Here is an 11895-nt window from a genome sequence, read left to right on the forward strand (position 1 = left end):
GACTATTTAACCCTTGTAGATGAAACAGGTCGCGTAATAAGAGCAGACAAACGAGGCGCTATCGATAACAAAACCGCAAATATACTGTCAAGACTTCACATCAGCGATGAAAGTTGGCTCAAACTTACCACAAACTTTGAAGGTATATTCACGGGCGCGGTCGGCACCGCAGAGCATTTGTCTGAATTTACTGAGCACGTGGGGTTAAAGCGCGCACACGGTAAAGCAAATGCCCAAGCTTGTTTGAATAGCGCGTAAACATAGCTACATTCAAAAACAGCAAGAAAAATACAGCTACCTTGGGGGAGAAGTAAAGCTTGCCTGAAATTCATTCATTTAATCAACATCTATAAAAATCGATATACAAAGACTTACAAGATGAAGTACATGCCTTGTTGCTGACCAATGGATAGCGGTGTTTCAGTGCCTTATTATTGTGCAGCATTATCATGGGTGGCATAGTAATTACTGCGGAAAGTAATTATGGGTGGCATAGTAATTTCTTCAGTGCCGTTTCAAGGTCGCGAGCGACTTGCTGAGAAGCCGCAGAATCAAAGGATTTCAGCCATGAGAATTCATCGGATTTTTAAATCTCGAATCAAACCAGCCATTTCAGGGTAAAACAAAAAAGATTTATCATAGCGATATCGACGTATATTTTCAGATAACAACAAATTCCACAGCCCACGAGCATATGAGCCAAACTCTACGAGTTTAACTTCTTGGTCTACTGTTGGCTTGATCCGATAATTGTATCTGAGTGCCCTTTTCATATACTGTATAGCGTACTGTACAAGCAGATGTTGTCAAGAAATTATCGATTCATCTCGGCAGAGTTTTCTCGACGGTGCTGATAAAAAGCCACTCAAATGAGTGGCTTTATCTGACTATATTTATAACTACTATATTTATAACAAAAATAACGCATTAAAATATGAGTTAGTTCAAACTACCACTAGGCAAACGCACGGAGTTGACGATAGTCAATGAGTGCTTCTAACAACGTGGTAGGAAGAAATAAACATGCTTTAGCTAGGTTATTAAACTAGTCTCCTATCTAAATCAGCTATCCCTAAAAATATAAAGCCACTCAAATGAGTGGCTTTATATGACTATATTTATAACTAAAATAACGAATCAAAATATGAGTTAGTTCAAACTACCACTAGGCAGACGCACGGAGTTGACGATAGTCAATGAGTACTTCTAACAACGTGGTAGGAAGAAATAAACATAGTTTAATCGTTATTGGCCTTTAACTTCTGACAGGCCGTTGAATATAGCTTTATCACCAAGGTACTCTTCAATACGTAGTAATTGGTTGTACTTAGAAACACGGTCTGAACGACAAAGTGAACCAGTTTTAATTTGGCCTGCCGCTGTACCTACCGCTAAATCAGCAATCGTTGCATCTTCGGTTTCGCCTGAACGATGAGAGATAACTGCAGTAAAACCAGCATCTTTTGCCATTTTAATCGCCGCTAATGTTTCAGTTAAGGTACCAATTTGGTTAAACTTAATTAAAATTGAGTTGCCAATACCTTGTTCAATACCACGTGCTAAGATTTTAGTATTCGTTACAAATAAATCATCGCCAACAATTTGTATTTTATCGCCCAATAATTTTGTTTGGTAAGCAAAACCGTCCCAATCAGACTCGTCCAAACCGTCTTCAATAGAAACGATAGGATATTCTTCACATAACGTTGCTAAAAAATCAGAGAATTCGTTAGCTGTAAATTGCTTGCCTTCGCCTTTCAGATCGTAAATGCCTTTCTCGCTGTCATAAAATTCTGAAGCAGCACAATCCATCGCTAACGTAATGTCTTTACCTAATTCATAACCGGCAGCAGAAACTGCTTCCTTAATAACCGCTAAGGCGTCAGCATTCGAGGCTAAATCAGGTGCAAAACCACCTTCATCACCAACGGCAGTATTTAAACCTTTTGCTGATAATACTTTTTTCAAGGCATGAAATATTTCAGCGCCCATACGTAATGCTTCACTGAAATTTTTAGCACTTACCGGTTGGATCATGAATTCTTGAATATCAACATTATTGTCTGCATGTTCACCGCCATTGATAATATTCATCATAGGTAAAGGTAATGAGTATTGACCCGGAGTTCCGTTTAAATCAGCGATATGTTCAAACAATTGTACTTTCTTTTCCATTGCGGCTGCTTTTGCATTTGCTAATGAAACCGCTAAAATAGCATTGGCACCAAATTTTTCTTTATTTTCAGTACCGTCTAAGTCGATCATGATTTGATCAATAGTGGCTTGTTCTAAAGCACTTTGTCCGATCAATGCCGCTTGAATGTCATTGTTTATCGCCGCAACCGCTTTTAATACGCCTTTACCTAAATAACGAGACTTATCACCATCACGTAACTCTAACGCTTCACGTGAACCGGTTGATGCGCCAGAGGGTGCCGCAGCACGGCCCCAAGCACCCGATGCTAAAAAAACGTCAGCTTCAACGGTTGGGTTACCACGAGAGTCCATAATTTCACGGGCGATAATTTTACTGATATTCGACATTATAATTCCTTTAAATTGAGTGCACTACAGCGAATGAACCGCTATTAAGTTGGTAATAGTTTTTAGTTTACATTTTACTGATAAAACATTTTGCCATAAATAATTATGCCAGAAAGCAAAACCGCAGCACTATGCTACGGTTTTATTAATTTTCAGGTTTAACTTGATTGCTGTTTTTGATGCTCAAATGAAGCAGCAATAAAGCTTTCAAACAATGGGTGTCCATCACGTGGAGTTGAATTAAACTCAGGATGAAACTGCCCAGCAATAAACCAAGGATGATCCGGTATTTCAATCATCTCAACTAATGTTTTATCCGTAGATAACCCCGAGAACACCAAACCAGCTTTGCTAATTTGCTCACGGTAGTTATTATTTACCTCATAACGATGACGGTGTCTCTCATAAATTGTTTCACTGCCATATACGTCATATGCCTTGGTACCTTTCACAAGGTGGCACAATTGTGAACCTAAACGCATCGTGCCGCCTAAGTCTGAATTTTCATGACGGTATTCAACTTGGCCTTCTTCATCTAACCATTCATTAATTAAACCAACCACTGGATGTGGGGTTTCAGGGTTAAATTCGGTGCTATGAGCGTCAGTAAGACCAGCAACATTGCGGGCATAATCAATAAGCGCCACTTGCATACCTAAACAAATCCCTAAATAAGGCACTTTGTTTTCACGGGCATATTTCGCCGCTAAAATTTTTCCTTCAACGCCACGAATACCAAAACCACCTGGCACTAATATCGCGTCAACGGTTCCTAAAACATCAGTTCCTTTGCTCTCAAGATCTTGTGAGTCAATGTATTTAATGTTTACCGTTACTTGGTTTTTCAAGCCGGCATGTTTTAATGCTTCGTTAACAGATTTATACGCGTCTGGTAATTCAATATATTTACCTACCATGCCTATGGTAACTTCACCAAAAGGGTTAGCTTCTTGATAGAGTACTTTTTCCCATTCACTTAAATCGGCTGCAGGTACATCAAGACCAAAACGTTTAACCACTAATTCATCTATACCTTGGGCTTTAAGTAACGCCGGAATTTTATAAATGCTATCAACGTCACGCATTGATAAAACCGCTTTTTCAGCAACATTGGTAAACAAAGATATTTTTGCTCGCTCATTAGCAGGCACAGTGCGTTCACTTCGACACACTAAAATATCAGGGACGATACCGATTGAGCGTAGCTCTTTCACTGAATGTTGAGTTGGTTTTGTTTTAATTTCGCCGGCTGTTTTAATATAAGGCACTAACGTTAGATGCATATACATCGCACGTTCACGTCCTAATTCGGTACCTAACTGGCGGATAGCTTCTAAGAAAGGTTGTGATTCAATATCACCAACCGTGCCGCCAATTTCAACCATAGCAACGTCATAACCTTCAGCACCCTCGATAACGCGACGCTTAATGTCGTTAGTAATATGAGGAATAACTTGAATAGTGGCACCTAAAAACTCACCTTTGCGCTCACGTGCAAGAATATCTTGATATATTCTGCCGGTGGTAAAGTTATTAAGCTTGGTCATTTTGGTACGAATAAATCGTTCATAATGCCCTAAATCCAAATCAGTTTCCGCGCCGTCTTCGGTAACAAACACTTCACCATGTTGAATAGGACTCATCGTACCCGGGTCAACATTAATATAAGGGTCAAGTTTTAACATTGTGACTTTTAAGCCGCGTGCTTCAAGAATTGCAGCAAGAGAAGCCGCGGCAATACCTTTACCAAGAGACGATACAACGCCGCCGGTTACAAAAATATATCTAGTTGTCATGTGATACCAAAAGTCAGAGTGAGCAGGAATTTTGTGTGTTTTACTTAAGTTGTTTTGCTAGCTTATTATACGAATTAATTAGCGAATAATGAGGTAAGTTTAGTCATGATTTTGAAAAACACACCAACCTAGCAGGACGGGAAAACATTATACTTAAAACTAGCTACCACGACAATATGATCTACAGATCAATTTCTGTTATTTTGACAAAAATATTTAATGACTGTGTTTATTTTATCGATAAAAAGCTAACATATTGTTTTAATTCACCCTAGGCATTGGATACCCTTTATGACTTCATCTCGTTTAACCGCCGTACTTTGTGCTATCGATAAAATAAATAGTGAAGATCCCAATCAAACACTTGTTAATGGGCATCCTCAAGCCAATGAATTACTTTATGGTCAATACATGACCTCTTGTCTTGAGCAGTATTTTCCTCAGTCAAATGAATTATTACAAATAGCTGTGCGGGCACAGCATATTAAACGCTGGGACTTAAAGCGTACCGAATTTGATGAAGGCAAAGCTGGCTATTATCAGTGGCGGATTTCCCAAGGAAAGTTCCACGCTGAGCTCACTAAGTCATTAATGTTAGAAAATGATTATTCTGAGCATGAGGCTGAATTGACCGCTTGTATTTTAAGAAAAGAACAGCTCAAAACAAATGCCAACACGCAAACGTTAGAGGATGTCGCTTGCTTAGTCTTTTTACAATATTACTTTGACGCTTTTGCCGCTAAATATACCGAAGCAGACAACGAAGCTAAAATCATAAGGATAGTAAAGAAAACTTGGGGAAAAATGTCAGCGCGTGGCCACGAAATAGCACTTTCATTAACACTACCTAACCATTTAGCGACCTTAGTGGGTAAAGCACTCGCTGATTAATAATTAACAGTTAAGTTTGTTGTTCCTCTACTGAAAGAGGTAAACGCCATAGAAAAATAAAGGGCCCTGCAACTAAAACGATGACCAACACTCGCAGTAGGTTATTGTCTAATTGATAGCACGAACCCATGGTGGCTAAGATAATAGTACTTAAAGCGATTGTTTTAGCCCTTTTAGGAATACTGCCTGATGTTTGCCAATGGTAAATCAAGGGGCCAAAAACTTTATGTCTAAGTAATATTTTATTCATACGTGGCGAAGACTTAGCAAAACAACTCGCCGCAACTAACAGAAAAGGTGTGGTAGGAAGAATCGGCAGTACCACACCCAGTAGAGCAAGACCTACAAAGAACAAACCAGTAAGTTTTAAGAGCCTCTGTGCTAGCAGTTCGTTCATTCTATTTGCCAATCATTATAGATAAAGTCAACTGAGGATAATAACTGCTGTAGCTCTCCTGACAAGCGCATTTCATTAACAATTACACTAAGTGCTTTATTAAGACTTTGTCCTTTCTCTGTCTTTGGAAAAACCATTTTAACTTCAAACTTTTTATAAAGTTGACGTTTAACAGCAGCTAACAACGGCAAATTTTCACGTAAAAGAGGATCGGTGGAAGAATCAGCAAAAATATAACCGTCGGTCATTTTGTGCTGCACTTTCTTTAAACTACAAAGGATACAACTAGAACCCATCTTTAATTCACTAAAAAAAGGCAGGTGAGCAGCATCAGTTTCAATCTTATAATTTACCAGTTTAGTGAGATCAACAAACCTATCTTTATGGGTATAAAGTACAAAGTTGACATGAAAAATAGTTTCGTCTGAGTAAATAAAGTTATCTTGAGGCGAATTCTCAGCTTTGGGCTTAATAAAGGGTAAATGAAAATCAACTTGATTAGTAATAACATAATAGATAGAACGCGAAAAAGGCACTATCTGGATTTCTATATTTTGGTCTAGTTTTTTGGCAAGCACTTTAACAAAATCGACCAAAACCCCTTCATCTTTACTTACCGCATGAACTGGCATTTGAGGAATACTGACACGTAATATATCTGTCGCAATACTGGTATTACAGTAAAACAACACACTTAAAAGGCAAATAAACTTAATAAACACACGATTGGTAATCACTAATAACTATCCTTAACTGCTATGAATTAAGCATAATATATTTTATCTAATAAAAAAATATTTTTTAAGCACTTTAAATTTCACTGATTTATAACAAGGTTATCTTTGCTCAACAGCGAGGTATTATCGATAACACTCCTAACGATGAGGGGGTGTTATCGATGGTTTTTGTCACGCAACGAGACCTAGTATAATTATTGATAGGTCTCGCTATAAAACAGCAACCGCTATTATCGCTCGGTATTCCAACTAAATAAGTAAGAGCCTAACGCTAAAAAAATAGTACTCATAATCAAAAGTGCGCTCAGGTGATAACTGATATCAGCTAGGGTTGCACCTTCGGTGATCACTTTTCTCGCTCCAGCTACTAAATGAGTTAAAGGTAAAAAGTCAGCAAAAACTTTTACCGCATTAGGTGCACCTTCTAGACTAAACCAAACACCTGATAACAACATCATTGGCCATGAGGTCAAATTAAGTAAACCGCCAATAAGCTCTTCACTCTTACTTCTGCTCGCGACCAGCAAACCTAAAGATATTAAGCTAATAGCGCCTAAAACTGCGATGATAAATAGATCAAAATAGCTGCCCAGCATGTAAAAATCAAAAAAGAAATTACAGCCAATATAAACAACACTCGACATAAACATCACAATAAAGATACGTGACACTAATTGTGCTGATACAAATTCAAACGCTGAAAGCGGTGTCGCTTTTAAACGTTTTAATACCGCATTTTTCCGATAACGTACTATCACGTAGCCAACACCAAATAGGCAACTAAACATCATGTTCATTCCAAGGATCCCAGGCAGAACCCAGTCGACATAACGAATTTTCTTCCCATAGGTTTCTAGGCGTTGAAAGTTATTGTGTTGTCCTAAAAAGATTTTTTCAACCAGGTAACTGTTTGGCGAACCTTGGTTAACCCAATAGCTTTTTTGGCTAAAGTCGACTAAAAAATCAATAGCATGCTGTTCTAATTTTACGGTTGCTAACGCCTTATCTTGATAGTCAATAAAGTCAACGTAACGTGTTTCCATAAAACTCGATTGAACGGTTTTACTGTCGATAACCCCCACTTTATAAACGGCTTTTCCGTCACCAGAAAAAACAAAAGATAAACCCGCTAACATGAGAATAGGGAAAAATAAATTCCACCCTAACGATGAACGATCGCGAAAAAATTCAATATTACGGGCTTTGACTACCGCAAAAAAACGTTTGAAATTCATATGTTTTACTCTCTCAATGAATGGCCGGTTAATTTTAGAAAAAGATCATCAAGATTTGGAGACTTTACTTGTAAACCTTCTAATGGAATTTTCTCAGCAATTAACAAGCTAATAGTTTCTTCCACATGTTGCGTCGTTATTTCGACGCGCTCGTGTTCGATAGTCCACTGATGTTTTTCAATTAATGGCTGCGGTACTTGTTCTAGAGGTAAATAAATAAAGACCTCTTGAAAATGCTTAGCAAGTAATCGATTAGGTGTGCCACTTTCAATAATTTTACCATTGTCCATAATAACTACTTCATCACAAAGTTGTTCCGCTTCGTCCATGTAATGAGTGGTTAAAATAACCGTCTTATTTTGGGCTTTAATATTTTTTATTAATTGCCAAAAATTACGTCTCGCCTGTGGATCAAGCCCAGTGGTGGGTTCATCAAGAAAAATAATATCGGGGTCATTAATTAACGCCAGTGCTAATAATAACCGTTGGCGTTGTCCACCCGACAACAAACGATTATCTCTATCTAAAAAATCTTTTAAACCACAGAGCTCAATTAATTGCTGATGAGGTACGGTGTTGTCATAAAATGCGGTGAATAAATTTAAGGTTTCTTGTACCGTTAAAAAATCTTGCAAAGCAGTACTTTGAAATTGAATGCCAATTTGCTGACTTATATCCTTACCTATGCTTTTTCCTGAGTAAAGCACTTCACCACTGGTCGCTGGAATTATCCCTTCCATTATTTCAATGGTCGTCGTTTTTCCTGCACCATTTGGTCCTAACAGACCAAAACAGTGTCCTTTAGTAATGGTGAAACTAATATCATCAACCGCTTGCACGCCTTTATAACTTTTAACTAAATGATTAACTTCAATAACATCGTTTTTTGTTTGACCAACCCGTTGCTGACTCTGTGTCATAACTTTCCTAATAATACCTAATGCTTGCTCATTATTGTAATGGGATCTGTGTAAAGATCACATCACTAAAAACAATAAAATACCGCCACAATGCAAATGATAATAATTATCATTTGCATTGTGGCAACTATTACATTAAATTAAATCTAACGTCATCGACAAAGCAAAGGAGTTTCATCATGGGTGCGCAACAATATTCTATCAATAGAAAAAATATTCAAGACAATTATCACCACATACACACTGAAAAGGCAAAAGTTGAATTACCCATCATATTATTAGAAAAGTTAATCTTGTCTGGCGCTTTGCCCGGTAATGAGTGCAGGTGCTTAGATGATGCTGCGCGTAAAACATTATGGCAATCACTCTTACTAAGCAGCTTACAGGGAGAGCAATCAACATGCCGTTAACTTATTCTGCGGGCTCTCACAAAGATAGTATTCATTGCGCTATTGCATATTCAAGTGAGCTTTATCAAATATAAGATTGGTTGAGCGTATTGACCAAGACTTATGCGCAGCATCCCAGTAATGGATTAGCAAAGGTGATCAGCTATTATTTAACTCGCCTTATCAAACATGACGACTTCACCGCTTTCGCCAGTCAGCCTTGTCATTATTTTACTATGCTTAAATTTTGGCAACAACAGATTGCCTAGGCGATTGAATAGCTAGTGCGCTTGAGCCTGCGCAATGTAGTCAATTAATGCCTGATTTAGCATTTTTTTACCGGTTAACTGATGATTTTTACATACTTCATCAACGGGCTTTTTCTGCAAAATACGCTCGATTAACACGAGTATACTTGCTTGATAATTTTCTTTACAGTGTAAAAGACACCAATAATGTAACGCTTTTACGCAATGACTAAACTGCCGTTTTTGTTGAATAAAATCGCTAATGCTGCTCAGCTGATGGGCGCTTAACTGCGGTAAACTTTTATCAGGGCAATGATGTAATATTTGCCACACTAACTTAGGCGATAAACCTTTGTATTCATCGGTGAGTAAATAATCGAATGAACTATAAAATTCACTGGCAATTTTTCGTTCAAAAAATTGCCCCCGGTCGCTCATTGCAGAAACCACCAGCGCGGAATGCTCACCACTGGCTTGGTCTTTAGTAAAACCTATTCGAGCAACTTGATAATCAGCATCTTGCCAAAACTTAAGTAACTGCGCATTGGCACCAAAACTCGCGCCAATAAAATCAACGTGCTGCTTTTTTGCAAAATTTTCTAGCGCTTTAACAAAACAACGGCCAAAACCATATCCTTGATATTGTGGATGAATAGCTATGCGTAAAACCCGCAGATATTGATAACTAAAGCTTTCACTAAAACCACAATGAGTTAATAAAGATTGGGGAATAAACTGATTTTTTAGTCGACGTTGATTTGTTGCTATCGCTTGAATATCGGCTGCTTTATTACACCCTTCTTCAAGAAGTAAGGCAACACCGACAATATCATCACCTAATTTGGCGACAAATAATTGTAGCGCTTTATTGTCAAGTAATAGCGTAATATCGTTCGGTGACGTTTGGTAATGAGCGGTGACCAGCACAGCAAAAACTTGCTTTAATAACGCCGTGTCTTCAATCAACGAGGTTGATGACACTTGGCTAAAAGATAACGATTCTTTAGCAAAGTGCACTGTTGATGATTGGCTTAAGGTTGCTTTATCCAAAGAAATTTCGGTTACAGGCTGAGTTAGTAACGGCAATTCTGTTAACTTGGCGTTAAGTAAACAACTTTCAAAAACAAAGACTTCTAACGGATCGTCTTGACGCCAGCGAATAGGCTGATGCATATGAAAGCTTCGCCACTGCGGCACTTGCTTTGTTAACGCTTGTTGAAACTTTACCGTAAAGCCGCGCCCTGCTCCTTCATAACCATGAACCGTACTTGAAAAAACAACACGAGAAAAAAGAGCCGTTAAGCTTGTTAATAAAGGCACCGGAATGGCAGCTGCCTCGTCAACCAGTAATAGCGAAATATTCAATGGATCATCGCGGCGAATGAGTTGATCGACCGCAACAAAAGTTATCGAACCCAAGGGGTGAACCAAAGCGGTTTTGCTGGTATTAGCATAGTCAAATTTTTCGCCAAGTGCCGCTAATGAACAAGCAAGTTGGCGGTAAAAAACCGATAAAGAACGAACATGGGGTGCGGTAATAACTATATTAATTTTTTCATGGCCCATAGCGGTGTTATTTGCAATGAGCTCAACACAAGCAATAGCAAGCGCTGATGATTTTCCACGACCACGATCAGCAGTTAACACTAATGGGCGGTTTCGATGACCTCGGCTGACCTTAATAATATGTTCAACGGCTATTTGTTGTTCTTTGGTTTTACATTGATATAAAAAATCACTAGAGACGGTCGATATTGCTGGTGCGATATCATCTAACAACGGAAAAGTTTGCTCGTCACTTTGTGTAATCGTAATTAAGGCTTTATTGTCGAGTAGTTGTCGATAAAAATACTTAAGTGAAGCTTGCTTTGTTTGCTCAATCGCTTGTATTAATGGTTTTTCAAGCCATAAACACATAACACCGCCAGCGACTAGCGTGCCAGAGAGCGCCGCAAAAGCATCTAAATTGATACTATTAAGCGCAGAACAGTCGCTATTTTCAACACCTGAAAATAATATTCGACTATGCTCACTACCGAGTTGCTGAGCAAAGTGTTTGTTATTGATCGTGGCAGAAATTTCCGGGTGGTGACTAAACACCAGCCAAGCGTCTTTACTCTGGTTTTGTTCATTAAGTTTCAGTAACTGTTTCACCCAGCAAGCATCACCGACCAGTAACACCAGTTGTCGCTGAAATTTGGTCAAAGCCTGACATTGCATTTCTTCAAGCCATTCGACGAAATTACGGTTAGACATAAGCAGGCGCTAAATTCAGTAAAACTAAAGTGAAAGCAGTTTATCAATGTGCTACCGCAATTCAAATAGTTTATTTTTATCTGCGGTTATTTACTAAAAATAATGGCATTAATAGTAGGCGATTGAGCTAATTTATTGAAATTTTCTCAGTTGTTGCCTATCTTGAAATTAATCCTTATTAATAAAAATACTTAACCGTGAGAAAAACACGATAATGGCAGATGAATATAAAGCAAATGACGAGTCTGATAACTACGACAAAGATCTCGCCACCGGTAAAAAAGCAGATAAAAATAGCAAGGTGCGTAAACGTATCGATGATTTGCTAGAAAAAAAGCGCCTTCGTGAAGCATTAGACTTCAGTGATGATTGGGAAATATAATCATCACTGCTTTAACTTTTGATTGCATTAAGCCGATAATCTCTTATTGTTAGATAAAACATTCATGCTACTATCTAACGAACCTATTCTCCCTGACATC

The 11895-nt window shown here is 38.3% G+C and carries 11 protein-coding genes and 1 pseudogene; 4 read left to right on the forward strand and 8 right to left on the reverse strand.

The features are described from left to right. A pseudogene (locus H4J70_RS15035) lies at positions 1 to 258 on the forward strand (transposase); the annotation flags it as partial. A 317-nt stretch (positions 259 to 575) separates the two neighbouring features. Here H4J70_RS15035 and H4J70_RS15040 read toward each other — a convergent pair. The 3 genes from H4J70_RS15040 to H4J70_RS15050 all read right to left on the reverse strand — a co-directional run bounded on the left by H4J70_RS15040 (position 576) and on the right by H4J70_RS15050 (position 4340). Beyond that, on the reverse strand, positions 576 to 773 hold the full coding sequence (locus H4J70_RS15040) for a helix-turn-helix domain-containing protein (protein ID WP_259364816.1): 198 nt from the start codon (positions 771 to 773) through the stop codon (positions 576 to 578). A 472-nt stretch (positions 774 to 1245) separates the two neighbouring features. After that, a complete protein-coding gene (eno, locus tag H4J70_RS15045; RefSeq protein WP_146800278.1) occupies positions 1246 to 2544 on the reverse strand; it encodes a phosphopyruvate hydratase in 1299 nt (432 codons plus the stop codon). A gap of 158 nt (positions 2545 to 2702) precedes the next feature. After that, a complete protein-coding gene (locus tag H4J70_RS15050) occupies positions 2703 to 4340 on the reverse strand; it encodes a CTP synthase (RefSeq protein WP_070374523.1) in 1638 nt (545 codons plus the stop codon). Positions 4341 to 4631: 291 nt separating this feature from the next. On the opposite strand from H4J70_RS15050, the gene H4J70_RS15055 reads away from it, so the two are divergent. Next, positions 4632 to 5231, forward strand: a complete 600-nt coding sequence (locus H4J70_RS15055) for a DUF4202 domain-containing protein (RefSeq protein ID WP_070374524.1) — start codon at positions 4632 to 4634, stop codon at positions 5229 to 5231. Between the two features lie 10 nt (positions 5232 to 5241). On the opposite strand, the gene H4J70_RS15060 is transcribed toward H4J70_RS15055, so the two are convergent. The 4 genes from H4J70_RS15060 to H4J70_RS15075 all read right to left on the reverse strand — a co-directional run bounded on the left by H4J70_RS15060 (position 5242) and on the right by H4J70_RS15075 (position 8520). Next, complete coding sequence (locus H4J70_RS15060) at positions 5242 to 5628, reverse strand: YbaN family protein (RefSeq protein ID WP_182251350.1); 387 nt, start codon at positions 5626 to 5628, stop codon at positions 5242 to 5244. Next, the gene (locus tag H4J70_RS15065; protein ID WP_182251351.1) at positions 5625 to 6365 is read right to left on the reverse strand and encodes a transporter substrate-binding domain-containing protein; all 741 of its coding nucleotides are present in this window, start codon (positions 6363 to 6365) and stop codon (positions 5625 to 5627) included. Before H4J70_RS15065 ends, H4J70_RS15060 begins: the two co-directional genes overlap by 4 nt. 230 nt (positions 6366 to 6595) lie before the next feature. Continuing rightward, the gene (locus H4J70_RS15070) at positions 6596 to 7600 is read right to left on the reverse strand and encodes an ABC transporter permease (protein WP_182217357.1); all 1005 of its coding nucleotides are present in this window, start codon (positions 7598 to 7600) and stop codon (positions 6596 to 6598) included. A gap of 5 nt (positions 7601 to 7605) precedes the next feature. Further along, positions 7606 to 8520 (reverse strand): ABC transporter ATP-binding protein, encoded by a 915-nt coding sequence (locus H4J70_RS15075; RefSeq protein ID WP_182245064.1) that lies wholly within the window; start codon positions 8518 to 8520, stop codon positions 7606 to 7608. 179 nt (positions 8521 to 8699) lie between these two features. Here H4J70_RS15075 and H4J70_RS15080 point away from each other — a divergent pair, with 179 nt between their 5' ends. Beyond that, positions 8700 to 8930, forward strand: coding sequence for a hypothetical protein (locus H4J70_RS15080; RefSeq protein WP_182251352.1), 231 nt, complete (start codon positions 8700 to 8702; stop codon positions 8928 to 8930). A 260-nt stretch (positions 8931 to 9190) separates the two neighbouring features. Here the strand turns inward: H4J70_RS15080 and H4J70_RS15085 are convergent, their stop codons facing one another. Then, positions 9191 to 11413 carry a GNAT family N-acetyltransferase gene (locus H4J70_RS15085; protein WP_182251353.1) on the reverse strand — a complete coding sequence of 741 codons (2223 nt, stop codon included), beginning with the start codon at positions 11411 to 11413 and terminating at the stop codon, positions 9191 to 9193. Positions 11414 to 11627: 214 nt separating this feature from the next. On the opposite strand from H4J70_RS15085, the gene H4J70_RS15090 reads away from it, so the two are divergent. Next, positions 11628 to 11795: a PA3496 family putative envelope integrity protein gene (locus H4J70_RS15090; protein ID WP_157470838.1), complete on the forward strand. Its 168-nt coding sequence runs from the start codon at positions 11628 to 11630 to the stop codon at positions 11793 to 11795. Positions 11796 to 11895 lie beyond the last annotated feature (100 nt).

This window comes from Colwellia sp. BRX8-9, assembly GCF_014077245.1.
GTDB lineage: Bacteria > Pseudomonadota > Gammaproteobacteria > Enterobacterales > Alteromonadaceae > Colwellia_A.

Excerpts from the sequence above, each read along its gene's own strand:
- H4J70_RS15040 (WP_259364816.1), bottom strand. The coding sequence starts at position 773 with ATGAAAAGGGCACTCAGATACAATTATCGGATCAAGCCAACAGTAGAC.
- eno (WP_146800278.1), bottom strand. The coding sequence starts at position 2,544 with ATGTCGAATATCAGTAAAATTATCGCCCGTGAAATTATGGACTCTCGT.
- H4J70_RS15050 (WP_070374523.1), bottom strand. The coding sequence starts at position 4,340 with ATGACAACTAGATATATTTTTGTAACCGGCGGCGTTGTATCGTCTCTT.
- H4J70_RS15055 (WP_070374524.1), top strand. The coding sequence starts at position 4,632 with ATGACTTCATCTCGTTTAACCGCCGTACTTTGTGCTATCGATAAAATA.
- H4J70_RS15060 (WP_182251350.1), bottom strand. The coding sequence starts at position 5,628 with ATGAACGAACTGCTAGCACAGAGGCTCTTAAAACTTACTGGTTTGTTC.
- H4J70_RS15070 (WP_182217357.1), bottom strand. The coding sequence starts at position 7,600 with ATGAATTTCAAACGTTTTTTTGCGGTAGTCAAAGCCCGTAATATTGAA.
- H4J70_RS15075 (WP_182245064.1), bottom strand. The coding sequence starts at position 8,520 with ATGACACAGAGTCAGCAACGGGTTGGTCAAACAAAAAACGATGTTATT.
- H4J70_RS15080 (WP_182251352.1), top strand. The coding sequence starts at position 8,700 with ATGGGTGCGCAACAATATTCTATCAATAGAAAAAATATTCAAGACAAT.
- H4J70_RS15085 (WP_182251353.1), bottom strand. The coding sequence starts at position 11,413 with ATGTCTAACCGTAATTTCGTCGAATGGCTTGAAGAAATGCAATGTCAG.
- H4J70_RS15090 (WP_157470838.1), top strand. The coding sequence starts at position 11,628 with ATGGCAGATGAATATAAAGCAAATGACGAGTCTGATAACTACGACAAA.